This window comes from Mesorhizobium sp. 131-2-1, assembly GCF_016756535.1.
Lineage (GTDB): Bacteria > Pseudomonadota > Alphaproteobacteria > Rhizobiales > Rhizobiaceae > Mesorhizobium.
This window is the reverse complement of record NZ_AP023247.1, coordinates 4795349-4817790: the sequence shown is the minus strand read 5'-3', so window position 1 is coordinate 4817790 and position 22442 is coordinate 4795349. Positions and strand designations below refer to the sequence as shown.

The window sequence follows — 22442 nt, the reverse complement described above, 5'->3', positions numbered from 1 at the left end:
GGGTGTCCTCTGAGATCAGGAGACAAGAATGTTCGAACTGACCGGCCGCAAGGCGCTCGTCACCGGCGCATCGGGGGGCATCGGCGAGGCGATCGCCCGTGTGCTGCACAGCCAGGGCGCGATCGTCGGCCTGCATGGGACGCGGATAGAGAAGCTCGAGGCGCTGGCCGCCGAGCTCGGCGACCGCGTGATGCTGTTTCCGGCCAACCTGTCCGACCGCGACGAGGTCAAGGCGCTCGGCCAGAAGGCGGAGGCCGACCTCGAAGGCGTCGACATCCTCGTCAACAATGCCGGCATCACCAAGGACGGCCTGTTCGTGCGCATGTCCGATGCCGACTGGGACAGTGTGCTGGAGGTCAACCTCACCGCCGTCTTCCGGCTGACCCGCGAGCTCACCCATCCGATGATGCGCCGCCGCCATGGCCGCATCATCAACATCACCTCGGTGGTTGGCGTCACCGGCAATCCCGGCCAGACCAATTACTGCGCTTCCAAGGCGGGCATGATCGGCTTTTCCAAGTCGCTGGCGCAGGAGATCGCCACCCGCAACATCACCGTCAACTGCGTCGCCCCGGGCTTCATCGAATCGGCCATGACCGACAAGCTCAACGACAAGCAGAAGGAGACGATCATGGCGGCGATCCCGACCCGGCGCATGGGCACAAGCGCCGAAGTGGCGTCCGCTGTCGCCTATCTCTCCTCCAACGAGGCGGCCTACGTCACCGGCCAGACCATTCATGTGAATGGCGGCATGGCGATGATCTAAGGTGCGTTGATGTTCAGGTGATGCCGGCCTGCAAACGGCGGCTTTCTGCGCTTCCGGTGCTCACGGACCCGAATGTCCGCTCCGCTCCGGTTCTCGAAAGCGGCATTTTCGGCTCGGCCTGACCTGAATCTCGACACACCCTGGCGGACCAAGGTCCGGCGGTTGTGAAAAGAGCCGTTTCGGCTTGGACCTCAGCCATTTTTCGTGTAATGCGGCCCGCAACCCGGCGGTTCGGGCAAAAACCGGTCCAGTCCGTTGCGTTTCCGGCAGGACCATCTTTCAGCTTGATTAGCGGCATTCCGCCCGCTAACGAAGACAAACAGACAAAAGACGAGGATGCCCCAAATGAGTGACACCGCAGAGCGCGTCAAGAAGATCGTCATCGAGCACCTGGGCGTCGATGCCGACAAGGTGACGGAGCAGGCGAGCTTCATCGACGATCTTGGCGCTGACAGCCTCGACACGGTCGAACTCGTCATGGCGTTCGAAGAAGAGTTCGGCGTCGAGATTCCGGACGATGCTGCCGAGACCATTTTGACCGTCGGCGATGCCGTGAAGTACATCGACAAGGCCTCTGCCTGAGGCTTTTCGCAGGCATTATCGGGGAGGACCTGCGATGAGGCGTGTCGTCGTCACGGGCCTTGGCCTGGTTTCGCCGTTCGGCATGGGCTTCGAGCACAGCTGGAAGGAACTGCTGACCGGCCGCAGCGCCGCCAAGCGCGTCACCGAGTTCGAAGTGGAGGATCTTGCCTGCAAGATCGCTCACGTCATTCCGCGCGGTGACGGCTCCAACGGCACGCTCAATCCCGAAGCCGTGCTCGAGCCGAAGGAATTGCGCAAGATCGGCGACTTCATCCTCTACGGGATTGCGGCCGCCGACGAGGCGCTGAAGGATTCCGGCTGGCAGCCGAGCAGCGAAGAAGAGCGTTGCGCCACCGGCGTCATGATCGGCTCCGGCATCGGCGGCCTCGAGGGCATTGCCGAGAATGCGCTGATCCTGCATGAGCGCGGGCCGCGTCGCATCAGCCCGTTCTTCATTCCCGGAAACATCATCAACCTGGTGTCGGGGCAGGTGTCGATCCGGCACGGGCTGAAAGGCCCCAACCATGCCGTCGTCACCGCTTGCTCGACCGGCGCGCATGCCATCGGCGATGCCGCCCGGCTGATCATCTTCGGCGATGCCGACGTGATGCTGGCCGGCGGCGCCGAGGCGCCGGTGACCAGGCTTTCGCTGGCCGGTTTTGCTGCCTGCCGCGCGCTGTCGACCGAGCGCAACGAAACGCCGGAAAAAGCCTCCCGTCCCTATGACCGCGACCGCGACGGCTTCGTCATGGGCGAGGGCGCCGGCGTCGTCGTGCTGGAAGAGCTCGAACATGCCAAGGCGCGTGGCGCGAAAATCTATGCCGAGGTCACCGGCTACGGCCTGACTGGCGACGCCTACCACATCACCGCTCCAGCCGAGGATGGCGACGGCGCCTTCCGTTGCATGACCGCGGCGCTGAAACGGGCGAAGCTTTCACCGGCCGACATCGACTACATCAACGCGCATGGCACCTCGACCATGGCCGACACGATCGAACTCGGCGCAGTCGAGCGACTGGTCGGCAATGCCGCCTCGAAGATCTCGATGTCGTCGACCAAGTCGTCGATCGGCCATCTGCTGGGCGCCGCCGGTGCAGCGGAGGCGATCTTCTCGATCCTCGCCATTCGCGACAATACGGCGCCCGCCACAATCAACCTCGACAACCCGGAACGCGAGACGGCGATCGACCTCGTGCCGAACAAGCCACGCGCCCGCCAGATCGACGTGGCGCTGTCCAACTCCTTCGGCTTCGGCGGCACCAACGCCTCGCTCGTCTTCCAGCGCTACAATGGCTGAGCGGGCGGCCGACGGTCGCCCGCGCGGCCTGTCGTCAATTTTGCCATATTCGCCCCTACTCTGCCCGTGGGGAATCGCGCATCGGGCCGAAAACCGGAGCAGGTTTTGGCAAGGCACGAGGCGCAGGCTTGAAATGTTGGAGCGCGGTTCGCGCGTCCGCTCGGACGCAGGCCGCTCCAAGAGATCAAATGGTAGGGCGCTATGAACACAAATCCGGGCGGCAGCGGAGAATTCGGAAAGCAACAGGCTCAATCCGGTCCGATCGTGCCGAAGACGGCTGCCGAGGCGCTGCGCCCCGAGGCCGGCACGCCGCCGCCGAGGCGCTCGCGCGCCTCGCGCAGCCAGGTCGTCGTGTTCATGAATTTCGTCATCTCGCTGGTGATGCTGATGATCCTGGCGGCCGGCGCCGCGCTCTATTTCGGCAAGCAGGCTTTCACCGAACCCGGCCCGTCGGCCAATGGCGACACCTTCCTGGTCAAGCCGAACACAGGCGTCCAGGACATCGCCGACCAGCTCGAGCGGCGTGGTCTGATCAGCGACGCCCGTATCTTCCGGCTTGGCGTGCGCGCAACCGGTAATGATTCCGCGCTGAAAGCCGGCGAGTACGAGATCAAGCCGCGCGCCTCGATGCGCGACATCATGGAGCTGCTGAAGAGCGGCAAGTCGGTGATGTATTCGCTGACCATCCCCGAGGGGCTGACGGTCGAGCAGGCGCTGCAGCGCATCGCCGAGCAGGACGCGCTGACCGGCGACATGCCGGCGACCATGCCGACGGAGGGCAGCCTTGCGACCGACACGCTGCGCTTCACCCGCGGCGCCACGCGCCAGCAGATGATCGACAAGCTTCTCGCCGACCAGAAGAAGCTGGTCGACGATGTCTGGGAGCGGCGCGCGCCGGACCTTCCGATCGCCAATGTCAAGGACTTCGTCACGCTGGCTTCGATCGTCGAGAAGGAGACGGGCAGGGGCGACGAGCGCTCGCGGGTGGCCGCGGTCTTCCTCAACCGGCTAGCCAAGGGCATGCGGCTGCAGTCCGATCCAACCATCATCTACGGCCTGTTCGGCGGCAAGGGCAAACCCACCGATCGCCCGATCTACCAGTCCGACATCGACAAGCAGACGCCCTACAACACCTATCTGATCAACGGCCTGCCGCCGACGCCGATCGCCAACCCAGGCCGAGCGGCGCTCGAGGCCGTGGCCAACCCGTCGAAGACCGACGACCTCTATTTCGTCGCCGACGGCACTGGCGGCCACGTCTTCGCCGCGACGCTCGAAGAGCACAACCAGAACGTCGCCCGTTACCGTGCGCTGCAGAGGAAGCAGGCCGAGGACGCCGCCAAGGCCGGCGCCGCCAAGGTCGAGGGCCAGACCGACGCGCCGGCCGATGGCGATGCGGGTGGCGACGCCGGCGGCGATGCGGGCGCCGCCCAATAGCGACAAACGGTTTTGAACTTGTCCCTTGGCACTTGGCGGCAAGGGGCGCATTGATATTTAAGATATTGACGGCGGCGCCCCGGTTAGAGGGCGCCCGATTGGTTGGCGCGTCATCCGCGACCACGCGCAAGGGGGGCGCAAGGGCATCATGAATCTGCAGAGCATGACCGGTTTTGCACGGGCGGTCGCCGAACATGACGGCACCTCGATCGCCTGGGAGGTGAAGTCGGTCAACGGCAAGAGCGTCGAGGTGAGATTGCGGCTGCCGCAAGGCTTCGAGCGGCTGGAACCGGCCGTCCGCCAGACGATCCAGAAGCGTTTTTCGCGCGGCAATTTCCAGGCCACGCTGACGGTCGGCCGCGCCGCCGGCCATCAGGTGCAGCCGGTGGTCAACGAGGCTTTCCTCAAGGACCTGGCCGGGCTCGCCAAGCGCCTGCAGGAACAGTTTGGTGTTGCTGCGGCCACCGCCGACGGGCTGCTTGCGCTGCGCGGCGTGCTCGACATTCCCGAGGCCATCGAGACCGAGGAGGCGCGGGCGGCGCTCGACGGCGCCATTCTTGCGTCGCTCGAGACGGTGCTGACCGGACTGGAAATGGCGCGCCAGGGCGAGGGCGCCGCCTTGCGCTCGCTGCTTGCAGGCCACATCGACGCCATCGAGGCGCTGACACTGAAGGCCGAGGCCGATCCGTCGCGCGAGCCGGCGGCGATCCGCGAACGCATCGCCGAGCAGGTCCGCCTGTTGATGGACGCTTCGGCCAATCTCGACGCCAGCCGCCTGCATCAGGAAGCTGCCTTCCTCGCCACCAAGGCCGACATCCGCGAGGAGATCGACCGGCTGAAGACGCATGTCGTGTCAGGCCGGGCGCTGCTCGCCAATGGCGGCGCCGTCGGCCGCAAGCTCGATTTTCTGGCGCAGGAATTCAACCGCGAATCGAATACGCTGTGCTCGAAGTCGAACGCCGCTGCCGTCACCGCCATCGGGCTGGAACTGAAGGCGGTCGTCGACCAGTTTCGCGAACAGGTTCAGAATCTGGAGTGACCCGGATGGTTGCCAAGGAGCCGATGGTTGCCAGGGATCTGGGATCCCGCATCCGCCGCCGCGGGCTGATGCTGGTCTTGTCTTCGCCGTCCGGCGCCGGCAAGTCGACGATCGCGCGCAACCTGCTGGAAAGCGATGCCAGCCTCGAACTGTCGGTGTCGGTTACGACCAGGCCGCGCCGCGGCTCGGAGATCGAAGGCGTGCATTATCATTTCCGCACCATGCGCGAATTCGAGCGGCTGCGTGATTCCGACGCGCTGCTCGAATGGGCCGAGGTGCATGGCAACTGCTACGCCACGCCGCGCGAGCCGGCGGAATTGGCGCTGGCGCAGGGACGCGACATGCTGTTCGACATCGACTGGCAGGGCGCCCAGCAGCTCAAGGAGAAGATGCGCGCCGACATCGTCTCGATCTTCATCCTGCCGCCGTCGATGAAGGAACTGAAGGCGCGACTGAAGCGCCGCGCCGAGGACCAGGAATCGGTGATCGAGACCCGGCTGAAGAACGCCCGCCTAGAGATCGAGCACTGGAAGGAGTACGACTTCGTCATCGTCAACGACGATCTCGACCGCGCCTCCGCCGAGGTGCGCGGTATCGTCACCGCCGAGCGCCTTCGCCGCGACAGGCGGCCGGGCCTGTTCGATTTCGTCTCGGGCCTGCTGGACGAGAAGACGGAGTGAGGCGGCGCCTCTCCTTCTCCCCTTGTGGGAGAAGGTGGATCGGCGCGTAGCGCCGAGACGGATGAGGGGTGTTGGCAGGATCGCCACGTCTCATTTCTTCCAGCACCCCTCATCCGTCGCCTTCGGCGACACCTTCTCCCACAAGGGAGAAGGGAAGAGCGCAGGCTACACCGCGTTCGTCAGCCTCACGAATTCCTCGACGCTGAGCGTTTCGGCGCGGCGCGTCGGGTCGATGTCGGCGCGCACCAACAGCGCCTCGCCGCCGAGGCTCTTCACGCTTTGCCGCAGCATTTTGCGGCGCTGGCCGAAGGCCGCCTCGGTGACGCGGCCGAGTTTCTTCGCTTCGGTCGGCAAGGGCGTGGCGCGCGGCACCAGATGCACCACCGACGACGTCACCTTTGGCGGCGGCGTGAAGGCCTGCGGCGGCACGTCGAAGGCGATCCTGGCCTGCGTGCGCCAGCCGGCCAGCACACCGAGACGCCCATAGGCGTCGCTGCCTGGGGTCGCGGTGATGCGCTCGGCCACCTCGCGCTGGAACATCAGCGTCATCGATTGGTAGAAGGGCGGCCATGCGGAAACTGTCAGCCAGCGGATCAAGAGTTCCGTGCCGATATTATAAGGCAGGTTGGCGACGATCTTCACCGGTCCGCCGGCGTCCCTGGCGAGCGCTGCAAAATCCGTCTTCAGCGCATCGCCGGGAATAACCTCCAGACGGCCGGGGTAATGGCTGGAGACTTGTGCCAGCGCCTCCAGGCAGCGCTCGTCGCGCTCGATCGCGACGACCCGTTTGGCGCCGTTGAACAGCAGCGCCCGCGTCAGCCCGCCGGGGCCGGGGCCGACCTCGATCACCGTGGCATCAGTGAGGTCGCCGGCGGCGCGCGCGATCTTGCCGGTCAGATTGAGGTCGAGCAGGAAATTCTGGCCGAGCGCCTTCTTCGCCTGCAGCCCATGGCGCTCGATCACCTCGCGCAGCGGCGGCAGCCCGTCGATCGTCATGCGGCCGGGCTCATCGCGATGCGGCTCATGCTGCGGCAGCCTCCGCCCCGCTGTCGGCAAGCCGGCGGGCGAGCCTCAATGCGGCGATCAGGCTGTCGGCGCGCGCAATGCCCTGGCCGGCAATGTCGAAGGCGGTGCCGTGGTCGGGCGAGGTGCGGATGAAGGGCAGCCCGAGCGTGACGTTGACCGCCTCGTCGAAGGCCAGCGCCTTGGCCGGGATCAGCGCCTGGTCGTGGTACATGCAGAGCGCCGCGTCGTAGCCGGCCCGCGCCCGCGCATGGAACATGGTGTCGGCCGGCAGCGGCCCGAACGCGTCGATGCCTTCCGCCCGTAGCTGTTCGACCGCCGGGCGGATGACCAGATTGTCCTCAAGCCCTATCGCTCCGCCTTCGCCTGCATGCGGGTTGAGGCCAGCGACCGCCAGCCTCGGCCTGGCGATGCCGAAGCGGCCTTCAAGGTCGGCCGCGGTGATGCGTCCGGTGGCGACGATCAGCTCCGTGGTCAGCGCCTTGGGTACATCGGCAAGCGCGATGTGGATGGTGACGGGGACCGTGAGCAGTTCCGGGCCGGCAAGCAGCATCACCGGCGTCACTTCGACGCCAGTGTGCCGTGCCGCCAGATGCGCCAGATATTCGGTGTGCCCGGGAAAGCGGAAGCCGGCATCGTAAAGCGGCTTCTTGGCGATGGGGCCGGTGACCACCGCCGCGGCGCGGCCGGCAAGGCAGTCGGCCACGGCGCGGTCGATGGCCTCGATCGTGCCGGCGGCATTGGCCGTGTCGGGCCGCCCGGGATTGTCGATATGGCCGGCATCCAGCGGCGCAATCGGCAGCGCCCGCGAAAACACCCGCGCTGCTTGCGCCGGCAGCGTTTCGGCGATGGCTATGTTGGCGCCGATCCTGTGCGCCCGCGCCTCGATCAATGTCGGATCGGCAAGCAGGTAGAAGGGGGGTACGCCGGCGCTTTCACCGGCGAGCCAGGCGGCGATGGCGATTTCCGGGCCGACGCCGGAAGGATCGCCAACGCTCAAGGCCAGCGGGGCATCGATCTTGCGCACGCTATGCCGCTTTAGCGCTCGACGATGCGGGCCTTCTTCCGCAGCTCCTCGACATACTTCTTCGAAAGCTCGTCGGCCTCCTTGTCGTTGCCGCCCTCGCTCTGGAACACCATCTGCGCCGCCTTGTCGTCGGACACTTCGCGCGACGAGCAGATGCCGATGAACTCGACGCCGCGCTCGGTCTCGCGCGTGGCGGTGGCGCCACCGACCTTGGTCGCCTTGATCTGGTCGGCCCAGTCCGGCGGAAGCTGCGGTGCCAGCACGCGGCCGAGATCGCGCACGGTGACGTCGAGCAGACCCTTGGCGAATTCACGCGTTGTGGCGCAGCCGTTAAAGCGGGCGCGCATGGCGTCGGCCTCGCGCTTGCGCTTGGCCAGCGTCGCGCTGCGCTCGGAAGGCGGCACCACGAAGATCACCTGCTGCAGCATGTATTCCATGGCGGTCGGCTTGGCGCCGCCCTTGTCCAGCATGCGCCGGACCGCGTCCTGCTCGGTCACCGCGCCGCCCTCGCCGGAGCGGTAGCGGGCACTCAGCGCCTGGTTCCAGGCCATCTGGGCGCGGATGAAGTCCTTGAAGTGCTCCTTGGTGACCCCCGCCTGCGCCATGATGCCGTCGAGCTGCTTGAGCTGCATCTTGTTATTGGTGGCGAAGCGCTGATAGGCGGCGTCGACCTGGGCGTCGGTGATGCGGATGCCAAGCCGCCTGGCTTCGGCCAGGCGCAGCGTCTGGTCGATCATCTCCTGCCCGGCGTCGCCCTTCTTGTGCTGCAACTTCAGGAACGCGGCCCGGTGCGCGATGTCGCCTGTGGTGATCGGTATGTTGTTGACGACATATTTGATCGTGCTGGCGAAGGCAGGCGGCGTCATCGCCATGATCGAAACCGAGGTTGCCGCCACCAGCAGCGCGAAGCCTGCTGAAAACAGGAATTTCCTCATCTCACCTATCCCAATTCTGTCCCGCTTTTACAGCGCCGCGCGTCCCCTGGGAACCGCAACGGACACTGCAGTACCTGATTTGGCGCATGATCCTTGCCGCAATCGCTTCGATTTCGGGGGCACGCGCAATAACCGAGACCCCTGCCAGCCCTATGCGGCGAAACCATGTCGTCGGCCTGCCGTCACTGGATGGTGTCGATGGCACTGGTCGACGAACCGAAATCGCCAAGCGTGCGGAACGACAGGTTGAAGCCGACATTCTGCGACACTTCCTTGGTCACAAGGTCGCGCGATTCCGAGAACGTCATCAGATAGGTGAAGCAGGAATCGTTGTACGCAAAGCCGATGCCGTCCTTGACCAGAACGCTCTGCTTCAGGTCGTAGGTGCCGGTGCCGAAGACGCGCCAGTTCTCGGCAAGGTGCGTCGAGGCGCCGAGCGTCACCTCGTGGCGATCGGTCTCGAAGCCGTAGAGTGGCTGCGCCTGGATGAAGGCATATTTGGCGCTGAGCGAAACCGGCAGGCCGGAATAGGCGGCCTTCACCTCGGCGCGCCTGACGTCGAAGGTCTGTTCGTCGAAACGGCCGCTGAGCGAGCCGGAGAAACCGCTCGGGCTGTTGAAGCCGATCAGGCCGACATAGTCGGAGGTCGGCTTGTCGAGACCTGAATAGGCGCCGACATTGACCAGATCGGGCGCGGTGAACGAATTCTCGCCGGCGATCTGGTAGGATTGGCCGAAGATGGCGTTGGTGCTCCAGCCATTGCCGTAGGCGCCGGAATAGCGGAAGCCGACATTGGCGCGCGTGCCGCCTTCCATGCGGTCATAACCGGAGAACTTGTCGCGCTCGAACAGCGTCGTGGCGTCGAAGACGAAGCTCTGCGCATCCTCGTTGGGAACTGCGAGGCCACCGACATACTGCTCGTTCGGACGCACGAACAACTGCGCCATCGGCTCGACGATGTGGCTGGAGTTCGCCATCGAGAACAGCACCGGCCAGCGCATTTCGAGGCCCAGCGTCGCCATGTAGCGGGCGAGCGAGGTCTGCATATTGTCGTCGACGCCGAGATTGGTCGCCATCTGGTTGACCGCAGCCAGCGAATCGGAGCTCGCGTTGACATAGCCGGCATCGCCGCGCAGCGCCAGCAGCGGCGTCAGTTGCAGGCCGCCATCGGTGGTGAAGGTGCGCTTCCACTCAGCCTCGGTGGTCAGTCGGCTGGACTGGCCTTCGATGCCGCGCACATTGTTGATCGAGGTGGCGTCGCTGGAATCCGCCAGCACCGCGTCCAGCCGGTCGCGGCTGATGACCCGAGCGTTGACGTTGAGCGACAATTGCCCGCCGGCAATCGCCATGTCCGGAATATAGGCATAGTCGAGCGAGGGCAGCACCCAGGGCTGCTTGGCGGAACGCGCCGTCAAATCGCTGGCCAGCGTGTTTTCCTGCACCTGGAAGCGCATGGCGCGGATGTCGAAATAATTGCGGTCGTTGAGACCGGTCAGATAGACCGACGACTGGTGAACTGTGTCGCTGTAGCCGTCGATGGCGTAGGTGCGCGAGAAGTTCTTGTCGGTCTGCAGCAGCACGTCCCAACCGAAGTTCCAGCGCTGGTTGATGGCGAACTGGCCCTTGGTGCCCATCATGCCGCGGAACTTGTTCGGGTCGCCCGCCGCGCCCGAATCGACATTGTGGACGCCGTTGTCGATGAAGGCGTCGGGATCCTGCTGATGGATGCCGGCGATCTTCAGGCTGTACTCGCCATTGTTGAAACGCTGGCGCCACTCGGCCTCGCCGAGGAAGCCTTGCTTGGTGTAGCCGGTGCCGGTGACGGTGAGGTCGTAGGTCGGCGACAGGGCGAGGTAGTAGGGGACCTTGACGCCGACGCCGAGGTCGCTCTTGTAGACGATGCCGGGGATCAGGAAGCCGCTCTTGCGCTTCACCGTCGGGTCGGCGATCTCGAAGGCCGGCAGATAGGCGAGGGGGAAGCCGAAGAACTCGAAATTCGCGTTCTCGAAGCGGACCGTCTTCTTCTCGCCGTTCCAGATGATCTTGCGAGCCTTGACGCGCCAGGTCGGCGCGCTGTCCGGCTTGTCCTCGCAAGGTTCGCAGGCCGTGTAGACGCCGTTGTGGAAGGTGGTCAGCACGCCGCCCATGCGCTCGGCGCTTTCGGAGGCGAAATAGGCCTTGTTGACGGTCTCGACGCGCAGCGCGTTGACGAAACCGTCGGCGAAATCGTCGGTGATGTCGATATGGTCGGAATTGATTTTGGTGCCGTCGCTGTTGATCAACTCGACCGCGCCGCTGGCGACAAGGCGCTTGGTGTTGCGGTTGTATTCGACCCGCTGGGCGACCAGCTTGTTGCCGCCATAGTCGATCTGGACGCCGCCAACGGCGGTCACCGTGTTGTTGTCGTTGTTGTAGACGAGCGTGTCGGCGGCAAGCAGCATCTGCGTGCCGGAGGGAACCTTGGTCGCCATGCCGGTGACGTCCTGTGCCAGCGCGGGCGCCACTGGCATCACGCAGGCGAACAGGCATGACAAGGCGCTCGCCCCATAAAGGCGTGCCAAACCGGCCTGCCTATGGCTGCGCAAAACCGCCTCCCTCACTAGCCGTCTTCCTTGTATAGCAGAAATGTCACCCCGAAGAACATAGCCACGACAACCGGAACCCATGCGGCCACCGCCGTAGGGACGAATCCCGCCACGCCGAATGCCTTGACCAATACCGAAACGACATAAAGCAGAAAGCCGGCGAGGACGCCACCCAGAATCATCGTCGCCGACTGCCCCATTCGCGCAAATCTCATTGAAACCGTTGCCGCAATCAGCGTCATGGCGACGAGAAGGAACGGCAGCGCCACCAGCGAATCAAACTGCATGGCGAAGGCATTTGCCTTCAGCCCGAAGGAACGGGCAACCTCGATCTTGCCGGGCAGGTCGTAGAAGGGGATGGTTTCCGGTCGCGCCAGCCTTTCCTGCACGAATTCCGGCTTGAGGTTGGTCTCGACCCGGTCGGATGTTTCCGTGCGGATGTTGCCGTCCTTGAAAGCCTTGACGTCCTGCAGTTCCCAATAGCCGTCGCGCAGGAAGGCGCGCGCCGCGTCCTTGCGCTCGACGATGTTGCCTTGGTGGTCCAGCACGAAGAAGACCGCATCGGCCATCTCCAGGCCCTGGTTGAGGATCGCCCGGGCGCCGATGATGGTGTCGCCGGAAGCGGTCTTTTGCCGGATCCACGGCGTCGTATCGGCCGGGACCGCGTTGGAATTGCCAGCGCGCAGCTGGTTTTCCATCTGCTCGGACCAGGAAAAGCCGTGCGCCGCGATCGGATTGAGCACGCCGACCGACAGTACGCCGAACAGGAGCGCGCCGATGCAGCAGGGCAGCAGGAACTGCCAGGCCGAGACGCCGGCCGAGCGCGCGATGACCAGCTCGTATTTGCGGTTGAGCGACACCAGCGTCGCCATCGCCGAGAACAGGCCGACGAACGGCACGGTCTGCAGCATGATCATCGGCATCCTCAGCGCCGAAATGGCGAAGGCGGTGCCATAGGTGAAGCCGGGCAGGCCGGTGGTGCGGCCGGACAGCTCGGTGAAGTCGATCAGGAACACCAGCGCCAGAAGGCCGAGGAAGAACCAGATGGTGATCGACACATAGCGGAAGAAGAAGTAGCGGCCCAGCGTCCAGCCCATCGTCATACCCCCTGGCCGGAAGCGCGCCGGGAAAGACGCAGCTTGATGGACGTCCAGGTCTCGCCGACGCGGCCGGCGAGGTTGGTCATCCAGTCGGCCCAGGCGGCCGGCAGCTCCATCGACCGCGAGGAAACGATGAACCAGGTGGCGACGGCCGAGGCCACGATCGGCACGCCGTAGACCATATAGGCGTAGAACGGCACCTTGTCGGCCTTGCCGGCGGCGAAGAAGCCAAGCCAGCGCACGAACAGCGCGATCGCGATGGCCGTGATCAGCGGATGGATGCGCGCTTCCCGGTGCGAGCGCGCATCGCCCGCCACCGCCAGCGCGATCAGCGCGAACACCAGCGAGTAGGACCATTCGGAAAAGCGCTGGTCGACCTCGGCCTTGTAGCTGCTCGGGTTGCGCTGGAACATCTTGTCGTTGGAATCCGGGTTGAGCAGATACTGCGTCGTGCGGTCCTTGGGCAGGAGCGTGATCTCGTTTGCCGCCGACATGAAGGCCGAGAGGTCGAAGGCATAGGAGGTGAAGCGGATCACCGACAGGTCGCCGGTCAGCGATTTGCGGTTGATGACGCCGTCATTCATCATCAGCACCTTCTCGTCGCCCTTTTCGACGATGCTGCCAGTCTTGGCGTAGTAGATCAGGTTGGCGCCTTCCTCGCGCGAATCGGCCACGAAGATGCCGCCAAGCTTGTTGTCGGGGAGGCGCTCGCCGACCTGCAGGAACAGGCCGTCGTCGATCTTGCGGAACGTGCCCTCCTGGATGATCAACGACAGAAGGTCGGCGCGCGAAGAGGCCACAAGCTGGCGGTTCTTCTGCCTGGCATAGGGGTCGACGCCATTGTCGACGGCGAAGGAAAAGACGCTAGCCGCCAGCGCAAGCAGCAGGATCGGCCGCGCGATCGTCCAGCGCGAGGCGCCGGCGGCGTTGATCACGGCCAGTTCCGAATCGGTGTTCATGACGCTCAGCGTCTGCGCCACCGCCACTACCAGTGCGAACGGCACCACGATCGGGATGATGGAGGGGATGATCAGCGCCGCGACCTCGAAGAAGGTCAGCGCCGACTGGCCGCTATCGGTGACGAGATCGATCTTGGCCAGCACCTGGGTCGTCCACACGATCGCCAGCGTCCAGGTCAGCGCAGCGAGGAACACCGTCGATGCGCGACGCATGATGTAGCGTTCAACGACCTTCATGAAGGCTTTCTCGATTTTGCCGAACGGCATCATGCCCGCCGACAAGGTAGTCATCCGGCGACGGCAGTACAACTGGCTGCATTGGCGCCTCGACTTGGTTCCCGTTCCACATCACGCGCCCCGGCCGGCCGGAGTGTCTAGGGCAATGCATAAGAAATGCAAAACATTGATGGTTAACAATATGTTACGGCAGGAGATCGGGGCCATGCCGCGACGAATCCACTGATGGTTGCGGCGGCGATATAGGCTGCGATTTCGGCCAAAGTCTTGCCAAATGATGGAAAACGACCAAATGTCGCGCACTCTTGAAAGCCGTTGTCCGGCACCTATCCCCGAAAGCAGGTTCTGATGAATTCGACACCCTCTATTGCCTTCGCCAAATTCGCCGCGCCGAAAAAGGGCAGCGTCTTCGTGCTGGCGGCCGACGACGGCGCCGTTGGCGAGGCCGGCAAGGCTTGCGACCCGGCCGGCGCGCTCGCTCGCGCGTTCCCGGTGGCCGACTTTTCCGGCAAGTTCGGCAGCGTTGCCGAGGTGCTGGCGCCGGAGGGCACGTCGCTCGACCGTCTGGTGGCGGTCGGCGCCGGCAAGGCGTCCGCCCTCGACGACCAGGCATGGCTGAGGCTCGGCGGCACCATTGCCGCCTCGCTGCGCAAGGCGACTGAGGTCGCCGTCGTGCTCGATATTCCGGGCGTCGAGGCCGGTGGCAGGCAGGCCGCCAACATCGCCGCGGGCATTCTTTTGCGCAGCTATTCCTTCGACAAGTACAAGACCAAGAAGGACAAGGACGAGTCGAAGAAGCCGGTCAAGGTGACGATCCACTGCGCCGACCCCACGGCGGCGAAGAAGGCGTTCGCCGACGAGGCGGCGGTGATCGACGGCGTGCTTCTTGCGCGCGATCTTGTGAACGAACCTGCCAATGCGCTGGGGCCGGTGGAATTCGCCGCTCGCGCCAAGGGGCTCGAGGCGCTCGGCGTCGAGGTCGAGATCTTGACCGAGAAGGAGATGAAGAAGCTCGGCATGGGCTCGCTGCTCGGCGTTGCGCAAGGCTCGCCGCGCGGCGCCCGCATGGCCGTCATGCAGTGGAAGGGCGGCAAGGCCAAGGACGCGCCGGTCGCCTTCATCGGCAAGGGCGTCACCTTCGACACCGGCGGCAATTCGATGAAGCCGGCTTCAGGGATGGAAGAGATGAAGGGCGACATGGGCGGTGCCGCCGCCGTCACCGGGCTCATCCACGCACTTGCCGCCCGCAAGGCGAAGGCCAATGTCGTCGGCGTCATCGGTTTGGTCGAGAACGCCGTCGACGGCCACGCCCAGCGCCCCGGCGACATCGTCACCTCGATGTCGGGCCAGACCATCGAGGTGCTCAACACCGATGCCGAAGGTCGCCTCGTGCTGGCCGACGCGCTCTGGTACACCAACGACCGCTTCAAGCCGAAATTCATGGTCAACCTGGCGACGCTGACCGGCGCCATCATGGTGGCGCTCGGCCAGCACTATGCCGGCCTGTTCACCAACAATGACGAACTGGCGGAGCGGCTCTCCGGCGCCGGGCAGGCAACGCAGGAGCGGCTGTGGCGCATGCCGCTCGGGGCCGAATACGACAAGCTGATCGATTCCAAGAATGCCGACATGAAGAACATCGGCGGCCGTTACGGCGGCGCCATCATCGCGGCGCAATTCCTGCAGCGTTTCGTCAAGGAGACACCCTGGGCGCATCTCGACATCGCCGGCACGGCGATGGGTTCGCCGCCGAGCGAGATCAACCAGTCCTGGGGCTCGGGCTTCGGCGTGCGCCTGCTCGACCGGCTGGTGCGCGATCATTACGAAGGATGACGCCTCCAACTCGATGTTTTGACGCAATTCCTGACGGAAACCGCTACACACTTTTCCTGGAATTGCTTTAGAGGCGCGGTGATGGCCGAGGTCCTGTTCTACCATCTGACCGAATCGACGCTGGAGGAGGCTCTGCCGGGCCTACTCGAGCGCAGCGTCGATCGCGGCTGGCGCGCCGTGGTGCAGACTGGCACCGAGGAGCGGCGCGACGCGCTCGACCAGCACCTGTGGACCTTCCGCGACGATTCTTTCCTGGCGCACGCCACCGACCGCGAGGCCTTTCCGGCCGAGCAGCCAATCCTTCTCACCACCGGCGAGGCCAACCCGAACGCCGCCCAGATACGCTTCCTGGTCGACGGCGCCGCTCCGGCAGACCTTTCGGGCTACGAGCGCGCCGTGTTCCTGTTCGACGGCCATGACGCGGCCCAGCTCGATGCCGCGCGAGGCCACTGGAAGACGATGAAGGACGCCGGCCACACCGTGACCTACTGGCAGCAGACACCGGACCGGCGCTGGGAGCGCAAGGCGTAGGGCTTATCTCTGGCTTTTGGAAAAGCTGGCGCCGACTCCTGCCCAGAGCTTAGATACGGGGACAGCATCGTCGCCTTCGCGCGCGATCCGGTCTATGGGTTAGATAGACGCAACTCGCGGCGGGTTGAGAATGCGCATCAATATCATCGGAACCGGTGGGGCGGTGCCGACTCAATGCGTGACCTCGCGCGCGCTGGAGGAACGGTTTGGCCTTGAAAAAGGTCGGCTTGAAGCCGCCACCGGTGTCGTCGAGCGCTATGTGTGCGAAGGCGAATCGCAGATCGATCTCGCTTGCACGGCAGCGAAGCTTGCACTTGAGGATGCAGGGATCGAGGCGAGCGCCGTTGACCTGATCATCGGCGGCTGCGGCGTGCCGTATCAGCCGCTGCCCGCGACGTCGCCGCTCGTCATGCAGCGCCTTGGCCTTGCCGATGGCTCGGCCGCCGCCTTCGACGTCAACAGCACCTGCCTTGGCTTCCTCACCGCCTTCGAGACCGCCTCACGCCTGATCGAGGCAGGGCAGAGCAAGACAGCGCTGGTGTTCTCCTCGGAGGTCGCCTCGCGCGCCCTGCCGTGGCGCGACCAGCCGGAGGTCGCGGCACTCTTCGGCGACGGCGCGGCGGCGGCGGTGTTGCAAGGGGCCAAGCCTCGCGAGGGCAGGGTGGCGGCAAATCTGATGCGCACCTACCCCTCGGCCTACGAGGCCTGCGGCATCGGCTCCGGCGGCACCCGTTTCGATTTCCACAGCCAGCCGGAGGAATTTGCCCGCCACAGCCTGTTCCACATGGACGGCAAGGAATTGTTCCGCGTCACCTCGCGCCACTTCAACGGCTTCGTCACCGAGCTTCTGCAGCGCGCCGGCTGGCGGCACGAGGATGTCGACCTCATCGTGCCGCATCAGGCAAGCCCGTTCGCGCTCGCGCATATGGCGCGCCAGACCGGCTTTGCGCCGGAAAAGCTCGTCGACATCTCTGCCCGCTACGGCAACCAGATCGCCGCTTCCATTCCCTTCGCGCTCGACATTGCGCGGCGTGAGGGCCGGATCGCGCCGGGCGCCAGGCTGCTGTTCCTCGGCACCTCGGCCGGCGTGTCCTTCGGCGGCATGGCGCTGGAGGCCTGACCATGGCCGTGCTCGTCACCGGCGCCAGCGGCTTCCTCGGCTCACACGTGCTGGAACGGCTGGCAGCGTCCGGCACGCTGGCGCTTGGCCTCGGCCGAGATGCGAACCGCTGTGCGGCGCTGGAGGCCGCCGGCCATCGAATCACCCGCCAGGACCTGTCCCGGCCACTCGACAGGTCGCTCGATCCGAGGTTGGGCAAAGTCGAGCGGATCATCCACTGCGCGGCGCTCTCCGCGCCCTTCGGCCGGCTGGCGGATTTCGAAGCGGCCAATGTCCAGGCGACGCGAAACCTCCTCGATTTCGCAACCCGGCAAGGCGTCAGCCGCTTCGTCCACATCTCCAGCTCGTCGGTGTGCTTCGCCTTTCGCGACCAGCTCGATCTTGCCGAGGAAGCGGCGCTGCCGGAACCGGTCAACCACTATGCCCGCACCAAGCGCGAGGCCGAGCGGCTGGTGCTGGCGGCGCCCGCCACCCACCCGGTGGTGCTCAGGCCACGCGGCATCTATGGCGCCGGCGACCGCGCGCTCTTGCCGCGCCTCATCAAGGCCGCGAAGCGCCGCCCGCTGCCGGTCTTCCGCGATGGACGGGCGCGTATCGACCTCACCCATGTCGACGACGTCGTCGATGCGGTCATGGCGGCGCTCGCCGCGCCTCGGGAGGCCGAGGGCCAGATCTACAACGTCTCCGGCGGCGAGGTGCTGCCGGTGCGCCGCATCGCCGACGAGGCCTGCGCCCGCGCTGGCATAACAGTACGCTGGCGGCGCATGCCGCTGTGGCCGGCCATGCTGGCAGCCGGCGCCATGGAGGCCGTGGCGCTCGCTCTGCCCGGCCGTCCCGAGCCGCCGGTGACGCGCTACGGGCTTGGCCTGTTCGCCTATGCGCAAAGCCTCGACCTCGCCAAGGCGCGCCGACTGCTCGGCTGGGCGCCGAAAATCCCGTTCGAGCAGGGGCTCGACCGCACCTTCGCCGGCGGACGCCTGGCATGAAGATCACCTTCGCCAACAGCGCCTGGGTCAGCGCCACCGAGCGGCTGATCCTGCGCGGCGGCGGCTGGCAAAGCGTCAGGCTGCGCGTGCGCTACGGGCTGTTCATTCATCCGCAGGCCGGGCCGGTGCTGGTCGACACCGGCTACACGCCAGAAGCCACCACGGGGGAGGGGCGCGGCCGGATGCTGCGGCTCTATGGCGCCGTGCTCAGGCCCGAGCTCAACGCGGCCGAGCAGGTGCCGCCGGTGCTCGATCGCTTCGGCCTTGCGCCCGGCGATGTGCGCGCGGTCATCGTCACCCATTTCCATGCAGACCATATTTCCGGCCTGGCGCTGTTCCCCAACGCCCGCTTCATCGCCAGCGATGCCGCCTGGGCGCGCGTCAAGGCGCGCACGCCCCGGCAGAACCTGCGCCACGGCGTCTTCACGGAGCTCTTCCCCGTCGATTTCGAGACGCGGCTCGACAGGCTCTCCGGCAAGCGGAGGGTCGAGGCCCGTGGTGGCGTGCCCGGCGGCGCCGATCTGTTTGGCGACGGCAGCGTAATCGCGGTCGACCTTCCCGGTCATGCAGACGGCCAGTTCGGCCTTCTGTTCGCCGGGCTGGAGCGGCCGCTGCTCTATGGGGTCGACGCGCAATGGCTGCTGGCCGCGCTCGATCCGAAGCGCGCGCCAGGCTTTCCCTCCAGCCTCATCGCCGAGGACGTTGCCGCCATCGGTCCGGCCTGCGAGACGCTGCGCCGCTTCCAGGCGGCGGGCGGGCAGGTGATGCTCTGCCACGACCCGGAGATGACGCAATACGACCTGACGGCGGACGAACTGGCGGCGGCGTCCGGATGAACGGGCTCGCGGAAGCCATCGGCTCCTTCGCCCTGACGCGCTGGGTCTCGCGCAAGACCCGACCGGCCTTCGAGCGCTGGCAGGCGGCCGCCCTGCGCCGTTGGCTCGACCAGGACCTGCCGCTGGCGCCGTTCTACGGCCAGGCGCCGCGTCAGCTCGGTGACCTGGCTATCACAGACAAGGCGCTGCTGATGGCGAATTTCGAGCGCTTCAACGTCGGCGGCGTGTCGGCCCGCGATGCCTGGGCCGCCGCTTCCGCCGACGGCCGCCTCGGCGACCTGACGGTTGGCGCGCTCACTGTCGGAGCTAGCACCGGTACATCCGGCAATCGCGGCCTGTTCGTCATCTCCGAGGCGGAAAGATACCGCTGGCTGGGCGCGATCCTCGCCAAGGCTGCGCCTGACCTCATCTGGCGCGGCATGCGTGTCGCCGTCATCCTGCCGCAGAACACCGGGCTTTACGACAGCGCTCGCAAATCCCGGCTGATCAGGCTCGCCTTCTTCGATCTGACGCTTGGGCCGGAAAGCTGGCGAGCGGACCTCGAAGCCTTCGACCCGACGGTGATCATCGCGCCGCCGAAGATGCTTCGCCATTTCGCAAGCGCCGGCTTCCGGCTCGCGCCGCGGCGCGTCTTCTCGGCCGCCGAGACGCTCGATCCGGTCGACTGTCCGGTTATCGAAGATTTCTTCCGGCTGCCGCTCGACCAGATCTACATGGCGACCGAAGGGCTGTTCGCGGTGACCTGCCGGCAGGGCGGCCTGCATCTCGCCGAGGATTCGGTGTTCTTCGAGTTCGAGCCTGCCGGCGACGGGTTGGTGACGCCGCTGGTCACGGCCTTCCGTCGCCAGACCCAGATCATGGCCCGATACAGGATGAACGACCTGTTGCGGCTCTCCGAAAGACCATGCCGCTGCGGTTCGCCGCTGCGCTGCGTCGACGAGATCGCCGGCCGTATGGACGATGTCTTCCGGCTGGCTTCGGCCGACGGTGAAATCCTGCTCACGCCCGACATCCTTCGCAACGCGGTGCTCAAGGCCGACCGCCGCGTCGACGATTTTAGGCTGATCCAGATCGCGCCCGATGCCATCGAACTCAGGCTGGCGCCCGGTCTCTCCGATGAAGCGGCCGCCGCAGCGCTTCAGGCGGTGCGCACACTGCTGGCGGCGCGCAAGGCAACGGCGACAGTCGGCCTCATTCGGACGGAACTGCCATTGGAGACCGGCCGTAAATTGCGCCGCGTCGAGTGCAGGCTTGGAGCGGCGCCGTGAGTCCGGCCGCCATCATAGAGGGGGCGCGTCAACAAGCCGACCGGGTCGAGAACGATCCGGCCAAGGTCGAGGCTTTCGTGCGGCTCTTCAACGACGTGCCGGTGCGAGATCTCGTTGCCAACCTCACGACATCGGTCGCAAGCGCTGCGGTCGCCGGCCGGATCCTCCCGCTGACTCTAAACGATGCCGGCGAAGCGCCAAACTGCTATATCTGCTGCCCTTCCAGCGCCTATGTCGACTATGCCGTCGACGAGACGCGCAATTTCATCGCGCATCCCTTGCTGCGGCGCTCGCTCACGGCGCTGATCGGCGCCTGCGCGCCGCTGGTGCGGGCGAGTGGTCTCGACCATCAGGTTCAGCTCAACAACTGGCTCTATTCGACCAACCCGGTGCCGCTGCTCGACCGTGCCGCGATCGCCGCGTTGCGCGCCGACCTTGTGGCGCGTTTCCCGGACCGCGCCATCGTCATTCGCTCCCTGAACGAGATCGCCGATCCCGCTACCATAGCGGCGCTGAAGGCCGAAGGTTTCCGCATGCTGGCGGCGCGCCAGATCTACATCTTCGCCGACCGCGGCGCGGCACCCGCCATGACCAACAACATGAAGCGCGACCGCAAGCAGCTCGCCACCACGCCTTTCGAGCGCGTCGGCGACGCCGATTTCAGCGAAGCCGACTATGCGCGCGCGGAAGAACTCTACAACATGCTCTATCTGGAAAAGTACACGCCGCTCAATCCGCACTACACCGCCCGCTACATTGCCGAGATGCACCGGCGCGGCATCATCAGCCTCGCCGGCCTGCGCCGGCCGGGTGGGCAACTCGTCGCCGTCACCGGCCTGTTCGAGAATGGCCGCACGCTGACCCAGCCCATCGTCGGCTACGACACCGGCCTGCCGATGCAGGAAGGACTTTATCGCATGGTGATGGCGATGGCGCAGGAGCATGCGACCGCGCACGGCCTGTTCTTCAACATGAGCGCCGGGGCGGCCGGCTTCAAGCGACTGCGTGGCGCCGTGGCGGCCATCGAATACAACGCCGTCTATGCCGGCCACCTTTCGCGCCGCCGGCGCGCGGCGATCCGCGTCATGGAAACCGTGGCGGCGCTGGTCGGCATTCCCCTGCTCAGGAGGTTCGAACTGTGAGCGTGCGCCAAAGGCACAGGGAAGATCACGAGCGCAAGGATCACTGGCAGGCGGTGGCGCTGTCGGCCGACATCAGGCGCAGGCCCAGGCGCATCCTGTTCGACGGCCAGCCTGTCGTCCTGTTCCGCTCGGCCCAGGGCATCGCGGCGCTGTTCGACCGTTGCCCGCACCGGCTGGTCGAACTGTCGACCGGCAAGGTCGTCGGCGGCGAGATCGAATGCCCCTATCACGGTTGGCGCTATGACGGCGAAGGCCGCTGCACCGCCATTCCAGGTCATGTCGGCGAGATGCCGCATTACCGCCTCCGCCGCTTTGGTGTCATCGAGCGCGATGGCGTCGTCTTCGTCTCGTCCGGCACCCCGGATGGCGAGCCCTATCTCCATTGCATGCAGGGCAAGGATGTCGTCGTGCGGCGGGTGCGCAGCTCGACGCAATCGACGGTGATCGACGCCGCCGAGAACATCCTCGATGCCACCCACACCCACTTCACCCACAAGGGCCTGCTGCGCGGCCTGGGTTCGAAGCGCCATCTCGTGCGCGTCGAGGTGACCGGCGGCGAGGGTTGGGTCGAGGCCTGCTACACCGGCGAGGATCGGCAACAGGGGCTGATCAGCCGGCTGCTGGAGGGCGAGCGGGCGAGAACAATCGGCCGCTTCCGCCATCCCGGCATCGCCGAACTGGAATATTGGAGCAAGGACGGGCTGGCCCTCGCCACCACCTTCCATCTGCGCCAGGCCGACGAGCGCACCGTCGAGGGCATCGGCTGGCTGATCGGCCCGCGCCAGGGCTGGCTCGGCCAGCTCAAGGCACTCGCCTTCAAGCCGCTGTTCAACATCGCCCTGCAGCAGGATCGCCGCGTGCTGAAATCGGCAAGCGACAACGCCCGCGTTGCGCCACCGGCGCTGCCGGTGATCGGGCCGCTCGATTTCATGCGCCGCGACATCGCCGCGATCATGGCGGGGGACCTGCCGCCGGCGGCAAGCGAGCCAAGGGTGCATCAGATCGAGCTGTGACGGCAGGCGGGAGGAGCGTCTCATTCCTTCGCTCCCCTCTGTCCGC

At 65.9% G+C, this 22442-nt stretch carries 20 protein-coding genes; 14 read left to right on the top strand and 6 right to left on the bottom strand.

The annotated features are described in order from the left end of the window. Positions 1–28: 28 nt before the first annotated feature. From fabG to gmk, 6 genes are all read left to right on the top strand, one after another. Positions 29–766 carry a 3-oxoacyl-[acyl-carrier-protein] reductase gene (gene fabG, locus JG743_RS23620; protein ID WP_202293119.1) on the top strand — a complete coding sequence of 246 codons (738 nt, stop codon included), beginning with the start codon at positions 29–31 and terminating at the stop codon, positions 764–766. A gap of 345 nt (positions 767–1111) precedes the next feature. Next, entirely contained in the window at positions 1112–1348 is a 237-nt protein-coding gene (locus tag JG743_RS23615; protein ID WP_006203723.1) for an acyl carrier protein, read from the top strand. A gap of 34 nt (positions 1349–1382) precedes the next feature. Further along, the gene (gene fabF, locus JG743_RS23610) at positions 1383–2645 is read left to right on the top strand and encodes a beta-ketoacyl-ACP synthase II (protein WP_202293118.1); all 1263 of its coding nucleotides are present in this window, start codon (positions 1383–1385) and stop codon (positions 2643–2645) included. Between the two features lie 201 nt (positions 2646–2846). Next, on the top strand, positions 2847–4082 hold the full coding sequence (mltG, locus tag JG743_RS23605; protein ID WP_202293117.1) for an endolytic transglycosylase MltG: 1236 nt from the start codon (positions 2847–2849) through the stop codon (positions 4080–4082). Positions 4083–4230: 148 nt separating this feature from the next. Then, positions 4231–5121 (top strand): YicC/YloC family endoribonuclease, encoded by an 891-nt coding sequence (locus JG743_RS23600; RefSeq protein WP_202293116.1) that lies wholly within the window; start codon positions 4231–4233, stop codon positions 5119–5121. 5 nt (positions 5122–5126) lie between these two features. Then, a complete protein-coding gene (gene gmk / locus JG743_RS23595) occupies positions 5127–5801 on the top strand; it encodes a guanylate kinase (protein ID WP_244672895.1) in 675 nt (224 codons plus the stop codon). A gap of 165 nt (positions 5802–5966) precedes the next feature. Here the strand turns inward: gmk and rsmA are convergent, their stop codons facing one another. From rsmA to lptF, 6 genes are all read right to left on the bottom strand, one after another. Next, positions 5967–6797, bottom strand: a complete 831-nt coding sequence (gene rsmA / locus JG743_RS23590) for a 16S rRNA (adenine(1518)-N(6)/adenine(1519)-N(6))-dimethyltransferase RsmA (RefSeq protein ID WP_202293115.1) — start codon at positions 6795–6797, stop codon at positions 5967–5969. Between the two features lie 25 nt (positions 6798–6822). Further along, positions 6823–7851 (bottom strand): 4-hydroxythreonine-4-phosphate dehydrogenase PdxA, encoded by a 1029-nt coding sequence (pdxA, locus tag JG743_RS23585; RefSeq protein ID WP_202293114.1) that lies wholly within the window; start codon positions 7849–7851, stop codon positions 6823–6825. Positions 7852–7862: 11 nt separating this feature from the next. Next, positions 7863–8786 carry a peptidylprolyl isomerase gene (locus JG743_RS23580; RefSeq protein WP_202293113.1) on the bottom strand — a complete coding sequence of 308 codons (924 nt, stop codon included), beginning with the start codon at positions 8784–8786 and terminating at the stop codon, positions 7863–7865. Positions 8787–8968: 182 nt separating this feature from the next. Continuing rightward, the gene (locus tag JG743_RS23575; protein ID WP_202293112.1) at positions 8969–11386 is read right to left on the bottom strand and encodes an LPS-assembly protein LptD; all 2418 of its coding nucleotides are present in this window, start codon (positions 11384–11386) and stop codon (positions 8969–8971) included. Continuing rightward, entirely contained in the window at positions 11386–12468 is a 1083-nt protein-coding gene (gene lptG / locus JG743_RS23570) for an LPS export ABC transporter permease LptG (protein WP_202293111.1), read from the bottom strand. Before lptG ends, JG743_RS23575 begins: the two co-directional genes overlap by 1 nt. A gap of 2 nt (positions 12469–12470) precedes the next feature. Next, positions 12471–13667, bottom strand: coding sequence for an LPS export ABC transporter permease LptF (lptF, locus tag JG743_RS23565; RefSeq protein WP_202293110.1), 1197 nt, complete (start codon positions 13665–13667; stop codon positions 12471–12473). 348 nt (positions 13668–14015) lie between these two features. Between lptF and JG743_RS23560 the strand changes: the two genes are divergently transcribed. The 8 genes from JG743_RS23560 (at position 14016) to JG743_RS23525 (ending at position 22396) form a co-directional block, all read left to right on the top strand. After that, on the top strand, positions 14016–15500 hold the full coding sequence (locus JG743_RS23560; RefSeq protein ID WP_202293109.1) for a leucyl aminopeptidase: 1485 nt from the start codon (positions 14016–14018) through the stop codon (positions 15498–15500). A gap of 81 nt (positions 15501–15581) precedes the next feature. Further along, on the top strand, positions 15582–16031 hold the full coding sequence (locus JG743_RS23555) for a DNA polymerase III subunit chi (protein ID WP_202293108.1): 450 nt from the start codon (positions 15582–15584) through the stop codon (positions 16029–16031). 130 nt (positions 16032–16161) lie between these two features. Beyond that, on the top strand, positions 16162–17151 hold the full coding sequence (locus tag JG743_RS23550; protein WP_202293107.1) for a 3-oxoacyl-ACP synthase III family protein: 990 nt from the start codon (positions 16162–16164) through the stop codon (positions 17149–17151). A 2-nt stretch (positions 17152–17153) separates the two neighbouring features. Further along, positions 17154–18137, top strand: a complete 984-nt coding sequence (locus JG743_RS23545) for an NAD-dependent epimerase/dehydratase family protein (protein ID WP_202293106.1) — start codon at positions 17154–17156, stop codon at positions 18135–18137. After that, positions 18134–18973 carry an MBL fold metallo-hydrolase gene (locus JG743_RS23540; protein WP_202293105.1) on the top strand — a complete coding sequence of 280 codons (840 nt, stop codon included), beginning with the start codon at positions 18134–18136 and terminating at the stop codon, positions 18971–18973. The genes JG743_RS23545 and JG743_RS23540 overlap by 4 nt, the downstream gene beginning before the upstream one ends. Next, complete coding sequence (locus JG743_RS23535) at positions 18970–20241, top strand: F390 synthetase-related protein (RefSeq protein ID WP_202293104.1); 1272 nt, start codon at positions 18970–18972, stop codon at positions 20239–20241. The genes JG743_RS23540 and JG743_RS23535 overlap by 4 nt, the downstream gene beginning before the upstream one ends. Further along, complete coding sequence (locus JG743_RS23530; protein ID WP_244672894.1) at positions 20238–21383, top strand: GNAT family N-acetyltransferase; 1146 nt, start codon at positions 20238–20240, stop codon at positions 21381–21383. Before JG743_RS23535 ends, JG743_RS23530 begins: the two co-directional genes overlap by 4 nt. Continuing rightward, entirely contained in the window at positions 21380–22396 is a 1017-nt protein-coding gene (locus JG743_RS23525) for a Rieske (2Fe-2S) protein (RefSeq protein WP_244672893.1), read from the top strand. The genes JG743_RS23530 and JG743_RS23525 overlap by 4 nt, the downstream gene beginning before the upstream one ends. The last annotated feature ends 46 nt before the right edge of the window (positions 22397–22442 follow it).

Coding starts and splice junctions, on each gene's coding strand:
- fabG (WP_202293119.1), top strand. CDS start 29: ATGTTCGAACTGACCGGCCGCAAGGCGCTCGTCACCGGCGCATCGGGG.
- JG743_RS23615 (WP_006203723.1), top strand. CDS start 1,112: ATGAGTGACACCGCAGAGCGCGTCAAGAAGATCGTCATCGAGCACCTG.
- fabF (WP_202293118.1), top strand. CDS start 1,383: ATGAGGCGTGTCGTCGTCACGGGCCTTGGCCTGGTTTCGCCGTTCGGC.
- mltG (WP_202293117.1), top strand. CDS start 2,847: ATGAACACAAATCCGGGCGGCAGCGGAGAATTCGGAAAGCAACAGGCT.
- JG743_RS23600 (WP_202293116.1), top strand. CDS start 4,231: ATGAATCTGCAGAGCATGACCGGTTTTGCACGGGCGGTCGCCGAACAT.
- gmk (WP_244672895.1), top strand. CDS start 5,127: ATGGTTGCCAAGGAGCCGATGGTTGCCAGGGATCTGGGATCCCGCATC.
- rsmA (WP_202293115.1), bottom strand. CDS start 6,797: ATGACGATCGACGGGCTGCCGCCGCTGCGCGAGGTGATCGAGCGCCAT.
- JG743_RS23580 (WP_202293113.1), bottom strand. CDS start 8,786: ATGAGGAAATTCCTGTTTTCAGCAGGCTTCGCGCTGCTGGTGGCGGCA.
- lptG (WP_202293111.1), bottom strand. CDS start 12,468: ATGGGCTGGACGCTGGGCCGCTACTTCTTCTTCCGCTATGTGTCGATC.
- lptF (WP_202293110.1), bottom strand. CDS start 13,667: ATGAAGGTCGTTGAACGCTACATCATGCGTCGCGCATCGACGGTGTTC.
- JG743_RS23560 (WP_202293109.1), top strand. CDS start 14,016: ATGAATTCGACACCCTCTATTGCCTTCGCCAAATTCGCCGCGCCGAAA.
- JG743_RS23555 (WP_202293108.1), top strand. CDS start 15,582: ATGGCCGAGGTCCTGTTCTACCATCTGACCGAATCGACGCTGGAGGAG.
- JG743_RS23550 (WP_202293107.1), top strand. CDS start 16,162: ATGCGCATCAATATCATCGGAACCGGTGGGGCGGTGCCGACTCAATGC.
- JG743_RS23545 (WP_202293106.1), top strand. CDS start 17,154: ATGGCCGTGCTCGTCACCGGCGCCAGCGGCTTCCTCGGCTCACACGTG.
- JG743_RS23540 (WP_202293105.1), top strand. CDS start 18,134: ATGAAGATCACCTTCGCCAACAGCGCCTGGGTCAGCGCCACCGAGCGG.
- JG743_RS23535 (WP_202293104.1), top strand. CDS start 18,970: ATGAACGGGCTCGCGGAAGCCATCGGCTCCTTCGCCCTGACGCGCTGG.